11 protein-coding genes and 1 pseudogene are annotated in these 15,909 nt (G+C 50.7%); 9 read left to right on the top strand and 3 right to left on the bottom strand.

All coding sequences use genetic code 11. The annotated features are described in order from the left end of the window. Positions 1-41 precede the first annotated feature (41 nt). The gene (locus G598_RS0103025; RefSeq protein WP_026765688.1) at positions 42-1,370 is read right to left on the bottom strand and encodes a threonine/serine exporter family protein; all 1,329 of its coding nucleotides are present in this window, start codon (positions 1,368-1,370) and stop codon (positions 42-44) included. A 154-nt stretch (positions 1,371-1,524) separates the two neighbouring features. Here G598_RS0103025 and G598_RS0103020 point away from each other — a divergent pair, with 154 nt between their 5' ends. Further along, a complete protein-coding gene (locus G598_RS0103020; RefSeq protein WP_026765687.1) occupies positions 1,525-2,286 on the top strand; it encodes a TSUP family transporter in 762 nt (253 codons plus the stop codon). Here the strand turns inward: G598_RS0103020 and G598_RS0103015 are convergent. Next, entirely contained in the window at positions 2,283-2,837 is a 555-nt protein-coding gene (locus G598_RS0103015) for a UbiX family flavin prenyltransferase (protein ID WP_026765686.1), read from the bottom strand. The genes G598_RS0103020 and G598_RS0103015 overlap by 4 nt on opposite strands. Positions 2,838-2,982: 145 nt before the next feature. Here G598_RS0103015 and G598_RS0103010 point away from each other — a divergent pair, with 145 nt between their 5' ends. The 7 genes from G598_RS0103010 (at position 2,983) to G598_RS0102980 (ending at position 13,724) form a co-directional block, all read left to right on the top strand. Further along, entirely contained in the window at positions 2,983-3,945 is a 963-nt protein-coding gene (locus G598_RS0103010) for a YybS family protein (protein ID WP_026765685.1), read from the top strand. Between the two features lie 10 nt (positions 3,946-3,955). Beyond that, positions 3,956-5,965, top strand: coding sequence for a DHH family phosphoesterase (locus G598_RS0103005; protein WP_026765684.1), 2,010 nt, complete (start codon positions 3,956-3,958; stop codon positions 5,963-5,965). Then, positions 5,937-6,380, top strand: a complete 444-nt coding sequence (gene rplI / locus G598_RS0103000; protein ID WP_026765683.1) for a 50S ribosomal protein L9 — start codon at positions 5,937-5,939, stop codon at positions 6,378-6,380. The genes G598_RS0103005 and rplI overlap by 29 nt, the downstream gene beginning before the upstream one ends. Position 6,381: 1 nt before the next feature. Next, entirely contained in the window at positions 6,382-8,364 is a 1,983-nt protein-coding gene (lonC, locus tag G598_RS16880; protein ID WP_037363069.1) for a Lon family ATP-dependent protease, read from the top strand. 5 nt (positions 8,365-8,369) lie between these two features. Next, positions 8,370-9,698 (top strand): replicative DNA helicase, encoded by a 1,329-nt coding sequence (gene dnaB, locus G598_RS0102990; RefSeq protein ID WP_026765682.1) that lies wholly within the window; start codon positions 8,370-8,372, stop codon positions 9,696-9,698. Between the two features lie 685 nt (positions 9,699-10,383). After that, positions 10,384-12,225: a glucose PTS transporter subunit IIA gene (locus G598_RS0102985; protein WP_026765681.1), complete on the top strand. Its 1,842-nt coding sequence runs from the start codon at positions 10,384-10,386 to the stop codon at positions 12,223-12,225. A 53-nt stretch (positions 12,226-12,278) separates the two neighbouring features. After that, positions 12,279-13,724 (top strand): glycoside hydrolase family 32 protein, encoded by a 1,446-nt coding sequence (locus G598_RS0102980; RefSeq protein WP_026765680.1) that lies wholly within the window; start codon positions 12,279-12,281, stop codon positions 13,722-13,724. A gap of 79 nt (positions 13,725-13,803) precedes the next feature. Here G598_RS0102980 and G598_RS0102975 read toward each other — a convergent pair whose 3' ends face one another. Beyond that, on the bottom strand, positions 13,804-14,040 hold the full coding sequence (locus tag G598_RS0102975) for a hypothetical protein (protein WP_026765679.1): 237 nt from the start codon (positions 14,038-14,040) through the stop codon (positions 13,804-13,806). 464 nt (positions 14,041-14,504) lie between these two features. Here G598_RS0102975 and trkA point away from each other — a divergent pair. After that, a pseudogene (gene trkA / locus G598_RS16875) lies at positions 14,505-15,856 on the top strand (Trk system potassium transporter TrkA). Positions 15,857-15,909 lie beyond the last annotated feature (53 nt).

The raw sequence follows: 15,909 nt of genomic DNA, 5'->3' as shown, positions 1-15,909 counted from the left end.
AGAGTCATAGATAACCTTCTTTCCTCTAGTTCCTAATGCGTCTAATCTTCGCTTTCGGCATATCTTTTGGCCAGCAGTCTGGTTACATTATCCTGTTTGCGCCGTTCAATCTGGCGATGGATAAAGATATTGGGAATCGCCACACCTACGGCAATGCCGATGATGATGGTGACGGCATTGATGCCGCTTCGCAGGCTGATGAAAAATTCCTCGGTCGTGATAAAATCAAGGTTCAGCAGGGCGAAGAGCAGGCGGTAGAGCAGTACCCCAGGAATCATGGGAATGGCCGAGGGAATGGTGATGACGATATTGGGGGTATGGAACCAGTGAATGGCCTTTAAGGCGATAATCCCAACCACGGCAGCGCCCAAAAATGAACCAGCCGTTTGTGAAAAACCAAATTCCAGTACCACGATATTGCGAATCAGTACGGTGATGATTCCGCCTACAGCCACTACGGGGAGAATCCGGGGCGGGACATTAAAGATGATGGAAAAGCCCACAGCGCCGATAGCCGCGGCTATTGCCTGTGAAAAATAAACGGTGTCAGGCGTCAGCTGTACACTGGTAAAATCGGTTACGCCACAGAGTCGGATGGCGATGACGATGCCAAAGGTCATACTGCTGACCACCAGTACGGTATGCATGGCTCTGGTCATACCCGCTACGATGAAGTTGTTGAGCAGGTCATCCACAGCGTTGATCAGTGGGATTCCCGGTACGAGGAATAAAGTACAGGCAATCAGGGGATACCAATTGAGTCCGCCGGTCAAAAACTGGGTGCTCCAGGCCAGTATGGTCGTCACAAAGGAGGTGATGGCGATAGTGGCGTAGGTGTTGAAGGCATAAGCCGTGCAGAGCCGCCGTACATAAAAGCCCAGCAGGGAACATATGGTGGTCAGGAGAAAATCCAGCCAGCTGCCGCCAAAAAGTTTGCAAAAGCCACCGCAGGCAGCGCCGGCCCCCAAGGCGGTCAGCCATACCGGATAAGCCCGCGGCAGATTGCGGATATTGTTCAGCTGCCGCCGAAAGGCTTCCAGACTGTAATTTTGAGCCAGTGCCCGCCAGGTCAGCTTGCTGACAGCCGACAGGGTGGTCATATTAATCCCGTGTTTTTGATACTTGCAAAATTCCGTATAGGAGTGACGGCTGTCACTGACATTTAACATCAAGGTCGTGTAGAGTACATGCTGATGCATATGCTCGCTGTCAATGCCCATGAAGGCGGCAGCCCGCCGCATATCCCGTACAGTGCGGTCGCTGTCCGCACCGTTTTCCATTAACAGTGCGCCCGTCTGCAGGAGCAGGTGCAGTTTTTCGCCGATTTCTGCAAAGGGCTTGTTTAGTATCTCATCCTTGTCGTCACTCAAAGTATCCCTTCCCTCTCAAAAATGTAAACACGATTGTAAATGTATGTAAACTATTGTAGGACAGTGCTGGATAGATGTAAAGGTTTTGAGGCGGGAAAAATTGTGATAAAATGAATACGATTATGGTTGAAATATTAATCTGAAGGAGACGTTTATGGAATTTTTGGATGCGGGGACGCTGGCCTTTTTGCTCTTTTTTGGTTTTATGGCGTCCTTTATTGATTCTGTGGTGGGCGGCGGCGGCCTTATTTCCGTGCCGGCTTTGCTTTGGACCGGCTTGCCGCCGGTCCTGGCTTTGGGGACCAATAAGTGCGCGGCGGTCATGGGCAGCTTTACCAGTTTCATCACCTTTGTGCGCTCGGGGAAAGTGGACGGCTATCTGATGCGGCGCTTGTTCCCGTTGTCCTTTATCGGCTCGGCTTTGGGCGTGCTTACCGTACAGCTTCTGCCGCCGGAAATCTTGCGGCCGTTGGTAGTCATCATGCTGATTGCTGTACTGCTCTACAGCATTTTCAAAAAGGATTGGGGCAGGGAAAATAAATACGCAGGCCTGTCCACGAAAATGCTGCTATTGGCAGGATTGGTGGCTTTTTTGCTGGGCTTTTATGATGGCTTTTTCGGACCCGGTGCGGGCTCGTTTATGCTCTTTGGCCTTTTGATGGCTGGTTTTGATTTTTTAGGTGCTGCGGCCAATGCCCGTACGCTCAATTTTGCCAGCAATATTTCGGCGGTGATTTTTTTCGGTTATTTAGGGCAGATTGATTTTGCCCATGCGATTCCCATGGGGCTTGCTATGATTGCCGGTGCTTACTGCGGCGCCAATATGGCACTCAAAAAGGGCGTCGGTTATGTACGCCCTTTGTTTATCATTATGACTACCGTGCTTATCGGCAAATTGGTGTGGAGTTTGTTTTAACCTTCCCAGCGTGGGAATAGATTGGCCTCCAGGCCAAGTTGGTCGCAGATTTTGCCCACCAGCATATTGACGAGGTCGTCGATGGTCTGGGGGCGGTGATAAAAGCCCGGGGAGGCCGGGACGATTTTTACGCCCAGTTTGGCGAGTGTCAGCAGATTTTCCAAATGAATGGCGTGCATGGGCGCTTCGCGGGGAACGAGGACAAGCGGGCGTCCTTCCTTCAACATGACGTCGGCGGCCCTGGTCAGCAGGTTATCGGAAAGACTGTGGGCGATGCAGGCAGTTGTCTTCATGGAACAGGGCAGCACGACCATGGCATCGGCCTTGAAGGAGCCGCTGGCGATGGCGGCGCCAATGTTGGCGTTGTCGTAGAGTACATCGACCCGCCTTTCAAGTTCTTCACGGGAGATATTGCATTCATAGGCCAGTACCTGCCAGCCGCTGTCCGTCACGACGCCGTGTACTTCGTGGCCGAGTTTTTGCAAAACATCAATCAGCCGCAGGGCGTAGATGCTGCCGCTGGCTCCGGTTATTCCAACTACGATTTTCATATACGTTACCCTTTCTGCAGTAATGATTCTTTCTTTAAGTATAATGGCCGCGGCAAACCGCTGTCAAACAATTAGTACCTGCTTTCAAGACATAATAATGTGTATCTGCTATAATGGAATGTGGTTTTTATGAAAGGATGACAATATGAATCAACATAGAATCACTCCCTTGACGGAGAGCGGACTCTTGACGGCGCTGAGTGTGGTGCTGGCATTGATGGCGGTTTACCTGCCCTTTATCGGTTTTTTACTGGTCTTGTTCTGGCCTTTGCCGCTGATTGTTTTGGTGGTACGCCACGGCTTGCGCTGGGGCGCTATGGCAACGGCAGCCGCCGGTGTACTGGTGGGCCTTTTGGTGGAACCGCTGCTGTCACTGCGGCTGGTCATTGCCTTTGCACCGGCAGGGCTTCTGTTAGGCTGGGCCTTTGCTCGGGGCTGGCCGGGCGTACGGTCGTTTATGCTGACGCTGCTGGCCGCTATTGCCGGACAGTTGGCGGCGGTTGGACTTTTGCTGTTGGTGACGGATGTGAATCCGCTTACGATGCAGGTGGATCTGCTGCAATCGTCCTTTGACTCAACGCTGCAGGCTTATGAAGGTTTGGGCATGAACGAGGCAGATTTGACGCAGGCCCGCACGGACATTGAAGAGGGCATGAAGATGCTCAACTATCTGTTCCCGCTGGTTTTTATCCTGATGGGACTTCTATATGCTGCTGCCGCATATATTTCCGGCAGCAAGGTGCTGCGACGGCTGGGACATCGTGTGCCGCAGTTTCCTGCTGTTCACGAATGGCGTTTGCCGCAAGGTTTTTTGTATCTTTTCGGCTTTGCCCTGGTGGGACTTTACTGGGGCGGAACCCGGCAAATCATGTGGCTCTATCAGATTTCTTTAAATGCCAATGCTCTGGCGATTATTGCAGGACTGGTGCAGGGGCTGGTTTTGGTTCATTGTCTGTTCCGGCACTTTAAGGTAAAGCTGTTCCTGCGGATCGTATTTTATGTGTTCTTTCTGATGAATCCTTTTTTGGCACAGGTGGTGGCCATGACGGGACTTATCGATATGATCTTTGATTATCGGCAGCGGTTTGCAGCCCGTAAGCAGAAATGAGGTGCGCTAAATGCCACGAAATCTTTCGGCGTGGATAGATTTAACTATACATTTGCTGATCATGCTGATCCTTATCGGTGTGCTGTCTTATTATAATCTTTACATTGCCGCCATTGCCGGTCTGGTATGGCTGGCGCTGGCCTCCTTTGCCCGGGAACGCTGTGCAGACCGCTCGCGTCGGTTTGAACGCTATTGCCGCAATGTGGTGCGCAATATCAATGAAATGCTCAATTACGCTGTGGACGAACTGCCGCAGGCCATTATGATTGTCAATGAAGATGGGCGCATTCAGTGGTGCAATGACCGCATGGCGGTCTATTTTGGCCAGAAGCCGGAGCAGGATACCGATGTAAAGGATTTGCTGCCTGGAATAATCGTTGCACCGATTTGGGGACAGGAGGGCGAGTACGTCTTTGCCAATGCGGATAAGTATTATCATGTATACTATCACCCTGTGCAGATGGCTCCCCGTCAGGAACCTTTGATGACACTTTATATACAAGATGTGACCAGCCATGAACAGCTCAAGAATACCTTTCAACAGAGCCGTACCGTGCTGGTGTATATTCAGATTGACAACTATGACGAAGTCATGCAGGGGCAGACGGAAGCAGAGCGTACTTCATTGCTCTTGGCGGTTAATCAGACCATAGACAAGTGGATGAAAAATCTGGGCGGTTTTATGCGCAGGGTCAACGAGGACCTCTATGTGGTCATTTTGACCCGGGCCGGACTGGATCAGGCTTTGAACGACAAATTCGATGTGCTGGATAAGGCACGGCAGCTGCAGAGTACCAACCGTCTGCCGGTAACCCTTTCGATGGGGATTGCGGTAGCGGAAAATCAGACGATGGCCGAGCTTGGCGCTCAGGCGCAGGCCGGTTTGGATTTGGCCTTGGGCCGCGGCGGCGATCAGGTGGCTGTGCAGATGAATGGCAAGACGCAGTTCTTTGGCGGCAAGGCCAAGGCGGTGGAAAAACACACGCGTGTAAAGGCCAGAGTAGTAGCCCATGCCCTGCGGGAAATCATGGAAGGTGCCGATGAAATTTACATCATGGGGCACCATAATGAAGACTTTGACTGCTTTGGTGCGGCTATGGGCGTAGCCAAGATGGCCCGCCAGCTGGAAAAGAGTTTTCATATTGTCCTGTCCGATATGAATGATGGTATTGACAAATTCCATGATTTGCTTAAGGATAAAGAAGAATATGAAGGTGTATTTGTCCATGCAATGGATATCAAAAATTCTACGGCCTTAAGCCCGGTGCTCATTATAGTCGATACCCATATTCCGCATTTGGTCGCAGACCCCACGCTCTTAGAGCGTGTACATCAGGTGGTCGTTATTGACCATCACCGCCGCAGCGAGAATTTCATCAAGAATCCGCTGCTGGTGTACATTGAACCGGGGGCCAGCTCCACGAGTGAGCTGATCACGGAACTGTTGATGTATTTTGGTGAGGATATCCGCTTGGGACGGTTGGATGCGACGGCGCTCTATTCCGGCATTGTGGTCGATACGAAGAATTTTGCGATACAGACCGGGGTGCGCACCTTTGATGCCGCGGCATTCCTGCGGCGCAGCGGGGCTGACCCCGTGATGGTACGCCATCTGTTCCGTTCCGACTACGAAACGACTGTAGCGCTGGCGAAAACCAAGGCTCGGGCGGAACTTTTCCCCGGTGGGCTTATCATTTCCACCATTCCGGAAAAGATGCCCAACATTCAGGTTATCGCGGCGCAGGCCGCAGATGGGCTGCTGCGCATTGAGAATGTGCGCATGAGTATCCTGATTTTCCAGCTTACTGAGGATACCATCGGGCTGAGTGCCCGTTCTACGGGAGACCTCAATGTGCAGGTTATCATGGAGGCTCTGGGCGGCGGCGGCCATCAGAATGTGGCCGGTGCACAGGTAAAGGGTGCGTCCTTGGCGGATATTAAAGCCAAGGTTATAGAACTTAGTGAAAAATATATAGAGGAGAATGATAAAGATGAAAGTGATTCTGCAGCAGGACGTTAAAAAATTAGGTAAAAAAGGTGATATTGTAGAGGTTTCGGAAGGTTACGGCCGTAACTTCCTTCTGCCCCGCAAGGCAGCTGTGCTGGCCAATGCCGAGAATATGAATGTGGCCAAGGCTCAGGCTGGTTCCAAGGCCCGCAAAGAGGCTATGGCTACAGATGAAGCCAAACTGATGGCAGCGCAGCTCGAAAAAGTGTCCGTAACGATTCCTGTAAAAATCGGCGAAAACGGCAAACTCTTTGGTTCTGTTACGGGCAAGGATGTGGCAGAAGCTCTGAAAAAGGAAAATATTGATATCGACCGCCGGAAAATCACCATTAAGGGCGATGTGACCGGCACGGGTGAATATGAAGCTGTAATCAAGGTGCATCCTTCGGTTACCAGCACCATCAAGGTCAATGTAGTGGCAGGCTAATATGAAATTACTGGATTTTATTCGCAATTTATTTACGAAAAAACAGGAGCAGGCTTTGCCTGCTCCTGCTTCACGCAGTGCAACGCCTTTGGACCGGCAGATTGAAGCGCTCTATGCCATTTTGGTAGATGTTATGGGCACGGAGAAATTGGTGATTCAGGCCGGGAAAATGAAGGCGCTGGACTTAATGCGCTCTGCTGACCCCTGCGACAGGGTGCTGGCCCTGCAGCGCATCTTGGGCGAAGACCCCCTGATTGCGCCTGCTCCTAAGCCGGAACAGGTGCCGCCGATTATGGAGGCACTCTCTGAGCGCGTGGCCGATCTGGTGGCCCGCCGCAATGTCGAGGACAGTATCGAGAAAAAAGTCAACGAAAAGCTCGAAAAAGACCATGCGGATTATGTCAACGATATTCGTCAGCAGGTCATCAAGGACGAAAAGGGCGGCAATGAAAGTCCGCAGGATAAGGAAAAGCGGGAGAAACTCGAAAAGCTCGAAGGCATCAAGCTGACCCAGTCCATTATGGAACTTTTGCGCCCGCAGGATTTCAGTGAAATCGTGGGGCAGGAACGGGCGGTTAAGTCCCTTATGGCGAAATTAAGCTCACCTTATCCGCAGCATTTATTGCTCTATGGGCCGCCGGGAGTTGGCAAGACCACGGCAGCGCGCCTTGTGCTCGAGGCGGCGAAGAAAAAAGCGGTATCGCCTTTTGGCGATGAAGCACCTTTTGTGGAAACCGACGGTACGACGCTGCGCTGGGACCCGCGGGATATTACCAATCCTTTGTTGGGCTCTGTTCATGACCCCATCTATCAGGGCGCACAGAAAACGCTCGCGGACAGCGGCATCCCGGAACCAAAGCCGGGCCTGGTCACCGATGCCCATGGTGGTATTCTGTTCATTGACGAAATCGGCGAAATGGACGAAATGTTGCAGAATAAGCTGTTAAAGGTGCTGGAGGACAAGCGGGCCTACTTTGAGTCGGCTTATTATGACCCCACGGATCCCAAGGTGCCGCCTTATATCAAAAAGCTCTTTGAGGAAGGTGCACCGGCAGATTTCGTATTGATTGGCGCGACAACGCGTGATGCAGGGCATATCAATCCTGCCCTGCGCTCCCGCTGTGCAGAAATTTACTTTGAACCCTTGACCCCGAAGCACATTCAGCAGATTGTGCGCAATGCGGCGGAAAAACTACATGTGGAAGTCAGCGATGAGGTGGCTGGCCTTATCAGTGAATACACTATTGAAGGGCGCAAGGCCATCAATATTTTGGCCGATGCCTACAGCCTTGCTTTGGAGCGTTGTGGTGTCGGTGAACAGTTCAAACTTGAAGATTTGGGCACCGAAAATGGCCCACAGGTGGAAATCAGCAAGGCAGATATCTACGAAGTCACGCAGGTCAGCCGTCTGACGCCCTATGTGACGAAAAAGGCTTCGGATACAGCCCTGCAGGGGCATATCTTTGGACTGGGCGTGGCCGGTTTCTTAGGCTCGGCAATTGAGATTGAGGCTGTGGCGTTCCCCGCTAAGGAAAAAGGCAAGGGAACAGTGCGTTTCAACGAAACGGCCGGTTCTATGGCCAAGGACTCCGTGTTCAATGCTGCTTCCGTTATGCGGCAGCTGACGGGCAAGGATTTGCACGACTATGATGTGCATATCAATGTCATTGGCGGCGGCAATATTGACGGTCCCAGTGCGGGGACAGCGATATTGGCGGTTATTACCAGTGCCGTAACCGGCCGGAAAATCCGGCAGGATGTGGCCGTAACCGGTGAAATTTCGCTGGCAGGCCGGGTTCGCCCTGTGGGCGGCGTCTTTGAAAAAGCTTATGGCGCCAAACAGACGGGCATAAAAACGCTGGTCATTCCCAAGGAAAACAGCAAGGATATCCCTAAGGAGCATTTGGGGTTGGATATTCACCCCGTATCTACGGCAGAGGAGGCGTTTGCCTATATCTTCGAGCCGGAAAGTAAAGAGGAGTAAGGAAAATGGCATTACCAGAACGGGTGCCCCCGCAGAATATTGAAGCTGAACAGGCTGTTTTAGGGGCTATGCTCATCAAAAAAGAGGCCATCATAGAGGTGCAGGAAATCCTGCAGCCGGAGGATTTCTATCGGGAAACGCACCGTATTATCTATGAGGCTATGGTGCGCCTGCAGAATAATGATGAAGCCGTGGACCTCGTAACCTTGACTGAGGAATTGCGGAAAACCGATATGCTCGACAAGGTGGGCGGGCTAGGCTTTATCACCCAGCTGGCTAATATCGTGGGCACGGCTGCCAATGTCAGCTATCATGCGAAAATCGTCAAGGAAAAGGCAGAACTGCGCAATCTTATCAATGTAGCCACGGAAATTGCAGGCAAGGCTTATGAGGATAGCGACGAAGTAGAAGACATCATGGACGAGGCAGAGAAGAAGATTCTGGCCGTGGCCAGCCGTCAGGGCGGCGGTGCCTTTGAACCCATGAAGAATATCGTCATGCGTACCTTTGAACGCATCAATGTGCTCTATGAGTCCAAGGGCGGCCTTACGGGCATCAGTTCGGGGTTCAAGGATTTGGACAAACTCACGGCAGGCTTGCAGAAATCTGACCTTATCCTCGTGGCGGCGCGTCCGTCCATGGGTAAAACGGCGTTCACGCTGAATATCGCCAGTTATGTCGGCCTGCATGGCGGTAATGTGGCATTCTTCTCGCTGGAAATGAGCAAGGAACAGCTGATGCAGCGTATGCTCTGCTCCGAAGGCGGTATTGATGCCTCACGGCTGCGTACAGGCCAGCTGGACGAAATGGAATGGAACAAGCTGGTGGGCGTGGCGGACCGCATGAGCCGGGCTCCCATCTACATTGACGATACGGCCGGTATCACGGTTATGGAACTGCGCTCTAAAGCGCGGCGCTTGAAGGCCGAACATGGTCTTGACCTCATTATCATCGACTATCTGCAGCTCATGCAGGGACGGGCCAGCAAGAACAGCGACAACCGTCAGCAGGAAATCTCCGAGATTTCCCGCTCACTCAAAGCCTTGGCGCGTGAACTTGATGTGCCGGTTATTGCGCTCTCACAGCTCTCCCGCTCCGTGGAAAGCCGTCAGATCAAAAAGCCGATGCTCTCCGACCTGCGCGAATCCGGGTCACTGGAGCAGGATGCAGATATCGTTATGTTCCTTTATCGTGAGGATTATTACGATAAGGACACGGAGAACAAGAATATCACCGAAATCATCGTGGCCAAGCACCGTAATGGCCCTGTGGACAGCGTGCAGCTGTTCTTCCAGAAAGAATACACCAAATTCCGCGATTTGCTTATGCAGTGATTATTGCTGCTGGTTCGAGGATTGTTCGAAACTGGCGGGGCGGCTGGGGCGGTATTCATGCTCTGCTTAGACTGCTGGCTAAAAATCATTTTTGCCTTTTATAAAACTCAAAGCATCTAAACTCACTGCGTTCAGACAAAGATGCTTTGAGTTTTTTCGTATGTGGGCAAAAATGCTTTTCTTAACGCCAGCAGTCAAACGCGTCGCCTGAATACCACCCCAGCCGCCTCGCCAGAAGTTGCGGATATGCAAGCTGTCTGTTTTTGGTGTTGGCTTACATCGAGGCATAGAAAGAACATAACATAGCCGGAACGGGGGCAAAAGGCACAGCGAAGCGTATGCCGCCGGGCGTTAGGAAACGGATTTTTATCTACCGCTGAATGTCGTTGGAAAAGTCTACTGTTTGAGCGCAGCGAGTTTTGACTTTTCCAGTGACATAAGAGATAAAAATCCGTTTTAGCCCGGCGGCTTAGCGCAGTCGTGCCTTTTGCCCCCGTTCCGGCTGTACGCATTACCTTTTTCAGTAAGGTGAGGGGACTTTTGACCAATTTTGACGATTTTTTTCAATCTTAATCTTGACAAAGCGATATGGAACTTGTAAACTGTAAATATGAAATTGGTTTCATATTTTACTCATGCAGGAATTATATTTTGAAGACGCGAATATTAAAAGGAGGCATTTCCGATGAAGGAAATTCGTTTGGACAGCCCGCTTAACGGCGAACTGGTGGAACTGTCCCAGGTGAATGACCAGGCTTTTGCCAGCGGGGCAATGGGCTTTGGTGCAGCAGTGAAGAATCCGGACGGTAAGGTTTATTCCCCCGTTGACGGTGAAGTGACGGTGTTTTTTGAAACGAAACACGCGATCGGCATTCATGGCGAGAATGGTGAAGACCTGCTGATTCATGTTGGCCTGGATACTGTGAAACTGAACGGTGAGCATTTCAAGGCTCATGTGGAACAGGGCGCTAAGGTAAAGAAAGGTCAGCTGCTTTTGGAATTCGATGGCGAGGCAATCAAGGCTGCTGGTTATGACATTACTACGCCTATGGTTGTAACCAATTCCACAGAGTTTGACAAAATCACTATCGCTCTGGGCGATAAGGAAGTTGTTTCCGCTGCTGCTGAAGCAAAAGCAGAAAAGGCAACGGCTGATGACGAATACGCTGACCTTCCGAAGGAAGTTCGCGTAGCCAAGCTCATTGAAAAATATGTTGGCGGCATGGACAATGTGCGCAATGCAGAACACTGCGCTACGCGCCTGCGCCTCATCATTAACGATAAGTCCAAAATCGACGAAAAAGCCATTGAAAACATTGACGGCGTAAAAGGCCAGTTCTTTGCGGCTGCCCAGTATCAGATTATCCTGGGCACGGGCTTTGTAGATAAGGTCTTTGATGAATTCGTCAAGGGCACGAATTTCTCCGGTGTCAGCAATAAGGAAGAAGCTTATGCACAGATGACGCCGCTGCAGAAGATTTCCCGTACGCTGGGTGACGTATTCGTACCCATTATCCCCGTACTGGTGGCAACAGGTTTGTTCATGGGCCTGCGCGGTGCGGCTCAGAGCCTGGGCGTGCAGTTCAGCGATAATGTGCTGCTGCTGAGCCAGATTCTCACGGATACGGCCTTCATCTTCCTGCCGGCACTCGTTTGCTGGTCGACGATGAAACGCTTCGGCGGCACGCCGGTTATCGGTTTGGTTCTCGGTCTGATGCTCGTTGGCCCGCAGCTGCCGAATGCCTGGGCTGTTGCTGGTGGCGATGTGAAGCCCATTCCAATGGAAATCTTTGGTATGACCATTGGTATCGTCGGTTATCAGGGTTCTGTTTTGCCGGCACTCGTTCTCGGTATCTTTGCTGCTAAACTGCAGAAAGCCCTCAAGACGGTAGTTCCCGATATCATTGACCTGATTGTTACGCCGTTTGTTACCTTGTTCATCTCCATGATTCTGGGTATCCTCATCATTGGCCCCATCATGCATTCTCTGGAAACGACGATTTTCGGTGCGGTTTCCGCATTCCTGCAGATGCCTATGGGTATCGGTGGTTTCATCGTCGGTGGTCTGCAGCAGGTTATCGTAGTATTTGGTGTACATCATGTGTTTAACGCTCTGGAAGTACAGCTTCTGGCTACTACGGGCGTTGACCCCTTCAATGCCATCATCACCGGTGCTATCGTAGCACAGGGCGGTGCAGCTGTGGCTGTAGCGCTGAAGACTCAGGACCCGAAGAAACGCGCTCTCTACATTTCCTCCGCTGTGCCTGCATTCTTAGGGATCACGGAACCGGCTATCTTCGGTATTAACCTGCGCTTCATGAAACCGTTCCTCTATGCACTCGTTGGTGGTGCCTGCGCTGGCGGCGTGGCCAGCTTCCTGCATTTGGCTGGTACGGGCATGGGTATCACGGTTCTGCCGGGTACGCTTCTCTACCTCGATCATCTGCTCGAATATGTGCTTGTAAACTTAATCGGCTTCGGTATAGCTTTTGGACTTACCTTTACGCTGTTTAAGCCGGAAGAATAAAGAACTGTGAGGGGAGGCTTAGCCTCCCCTTTTTGTAAAGGAAGGTGACTCTTATGGAAAAATTTAACAAACAGGAAATTGATGAAAAATTAAAGGCCGGTTTTCCCATGGAACACCGCTGGCATAACCGATTCCATCTGGAAATGCCCTTCGGTCTGATTAATGACCCCAATGGTCTGGCTTTTTGCGATGGTAAGTTCCATCTCTTTTATCAGTGGAATCCGTTGGGCTGTGAGCATAAAAACAAGTGCTGGGCGCATACGGAAACGCGTGATTTTGTGCATTACAGCACACCGGAACTAGCTTTGTGGCCGGATGACGAGCATGATAAGGACGGCTGTTATTCTGGCTGCGGTACAGTAGAAGACGGCCAATTGCGGGTGCTCTATACCTGCAATCGCAAGGAAGACGGTGTCCGCATTCCTGCCCAGCGTTTTGGCAGCCTGAAGGGTGGTAAAATCAAGAAGGAAGAAATCATTGTTCCCGACCATCCCGAAGGCATTACCGGCCATTTCCGTGACCCGTACATCTTTACCCGCCGTGGCAAGCGCTATTTTGTTATCGGTGCTCAGCGGGAAGAAGACGAAAAGGGCACAGTGCTCATTTATGAGGAAACTGCTGAGGGCTGGAAGAATTTGGGTGAAGTAAAAACGCGTCTGGGCGATTTCGGCTATATGTGGGAATGTCCGAACCTCGTACAGTTCGGCAGCTATGATGTATTGATTTTCTGCCCGCAGGGCTTGGAGGCCCGTGAATTTGACCGGCAGAACATCTATCAGGCGGGTTATATTGCAGGCCGCTTGTCACTGAACAGCATGGATATGATGCAGCATACGAAATTCCAGGAACTGGACAAGGGCTTTGATTTCTATGCACCGCAGATACTCACGCATGAAGGCCGTCAGATTATGATTGGCTGGATGGGCATGCCGGATAAGGATAATGAATATCCGACAGCCGAACTGGGCTGGCAGTACAGTCTGACTATGCCCCGTGAACTGCGCCTGCGTCAGGGGCATATCTATTCCCGGCCTGCACGTGAGATGAAGGATCTGCGCATTGCCGAAACGGCTGTAGAATTAGATGTAGAAAATACTAAAGAAATCAGCCGGCCACTCTTTGATGGCTCTGAAATCCTCCTGGATATGGAACTGGGTGAGAGCCGGGAGATTGTCATAACCGTAGCCTTTGGTACAGAGAAACTGCGCTTTATTTATGACCGCAAGGAGCAGGTTATGTCCATTGACCGCAATGAAATGAAAAAAGGCGGCCGTGGTGTGCGCCGCTTTAAGCTCTTTTCCGATGAGAGTCTGTCTATGCAGTTATTCGTCGATAAGACGGCTGTGGAGGTGTTCTTCCAGCATGGGGAAGAAGCGGCCAGTATTCTGGTGTTCCCGGAGAAAAATATTCAGCCGGAACTCATGGTGGCTGCAGATGGGGAAATAAAATCCCTGAGCGGCAAAATCTGGCAGTTGGACAGCTTTAAATTTAATATGTAGAAATACAAAGGAATAAGCCCCTGAAACCATTGGTTTCAGGGGCTTATTCCTGTCAGAAAACGGCTGGGGAAGCCGCACGTCAGTTGTTTACTGCACGATCTGCGAACGTTTCTTTTTTCAGAGGAATTCGTCTAATTCGGTCGAAGGGGATTGACTCAAACGAATAACGAATGTCAAGATACGTATCAGTGCGATTGAAGATGACCTTTTTCAGGGAATGTTTAGAGGTCTTCTTAATGCGATTGATGTAATACTGCGCATCCTCCGCTGAAAATGTTCCGTTCTCGATGATCACGCGGACGTCATCGACTATCATGGGGAAACACCTCCAACAAATAAAACACCGCTTCAGCAGCCAATGGGGATTATCAGGGACGGCGCCGAAGCTCTCTTGTTGTTAGCGAAGCAAAGGAAATAGAGTATCCTTAACAACTCGTAATACAGTATACACTAAGATAAAGACCTTGTGAAGTAGCAAAAGACACCATTATTGCCCAAAAGTCCTAAAATCTATGGAATTATTCCCAGTGGTAAACCTTTACATGAGAATCTCGCCAGTTTTGGGCTGTTTTTGGCGATTTATGAAGGTTTTTTGTTAGTTGTTCATATAAGATATAGTAATTGTGCATAATCGATAATATTTATCACACTTATGAGCAAAGATTGTTTTTTATGCATGATTATCCGATAAAATAGAGCCTATGGTCAAATGCTTACAATAGCGTTATAATAGACTGAAAAAAGTATGAACATTTATCTGCCAACAGGGGAGGGTGCATTTTGCGTATTATTGTGGTTGGCGCAGGAAAGCTGGGCTACAGTATTGCCGAGCTTTTGTCCAAGGAACAGTTTGATGTGGTGGTTATTGACCGGGACGAGAGTCAGTTGGAGGCGGCCAAGAATACGCTGGACGTACTCACGATTGCGGCTAATGGTGCCAGCCCCATTACCATGGACGACCCGGATGTGCGGGATGCGGATATCCTCATTGCGGTGACGGCCAGCGATGAAGTAAATATGGTGGCTTGTGTTCTCGCCAAAAAGCATGGCATCAAGCATACCATTGCCCGTATAAGAGATATGAAATTTATGTCGGAGGCTAAAGATTATCTCAAACAGAATTTTGATATTGATGTGATGCTGAATCCGGAACTGATTACGGCCAATGAAATCAACCGTATTCTCATGACACCGGCGGCTCTCGATGTCGAAGATTTTGCCCATGGAAAGATTCGCCTGTTTGAAACCAAGATTCACCGCAAATCGCCGCTGGTGGGGATTCCGTTGAAGGATATCCAACTGCCTAAGGGGGTGCTGGCCGGCATGATTTTCCGGGATCATCGCATGATTATCCCGCATGGTGATGACAGCTTTCAATCGCAGGATAATGCGTATTTTATTGGTATTCCGGAGGAAATCGAGAAGTTCAGCCAAAAACTCGTGCGTCGTGATGCGCGCAAATTGCATCGCGTGCTGATTATCGGTGCCGGGCGGGCCGGACGCGCTTTGGCACAGCAACTGGATGCGCAGAATGTCCGGGTGAAGGTCATTGACCTTGACCGGGAACGCTGCCAGCTTATGGCGGGTATGTTGAATCACGGTATTGCAGTATGTGGTGATGGTACGGATATTGACCTGCTGGTAGAGGAAGATGTGGCCCATGCCGATGTGGTGGTATGCCTGACGGAAGATGATAAGCTAAACCTCATGTTGGCATTGTTGGCACGCCATCTTTCCGGCAATAAGACCAAGACCGTTGTCCGCGTGTCGCGCAACGAATATGTGGAACTGATGGAAAAGGTGGGCGTGGATATCGTTCTGTCGGCAAGGCTGCTGTCCGCTAGTGAAGTGCTCGCCTTTGCCCGCCGCGGCGGTGTGGTATCGGTGTCCCTTTTAGAAGGCGCCAAGGCCGAAGCCGTGGAGGTTATCGTACAGGAAGGGGCGCCTGTGGCCGGGAAAAAACTCATGGATGTCAAGCTCCCAGGGAATGTCTGGTCTGTGCCTATGTGCGCAATGGTGAAGCGGGCATTCCGAATGGTCATACGGTGCTTATGCCCGGTGACAGCACAATCCTGTTCATTCAAACAAAGTATTCCCAGCAGGTAATCCGGTATTTTAAAGGGAAGGAATAAAACCGGCTTGTGCCGAAATAAGAGTTGAGACAATCCGTGAGAAAAGGAGCGAG

Origin of the sequence: Selenomonas ruminantium subsp. ruminantium ATCC 12561, from assembly GCF_000424065.1 — a bacterium.
Classification (GTDB): domain Bacteria; phylum Bacillota; class Negativicutes; order Selenomonadales; family Selenomonadaceae; genus Selenomonas_A; species Selenomonas_A ruminantium.
This window is presented reverse-complemented; position numbering and strand designations above follow the sequence as displayed.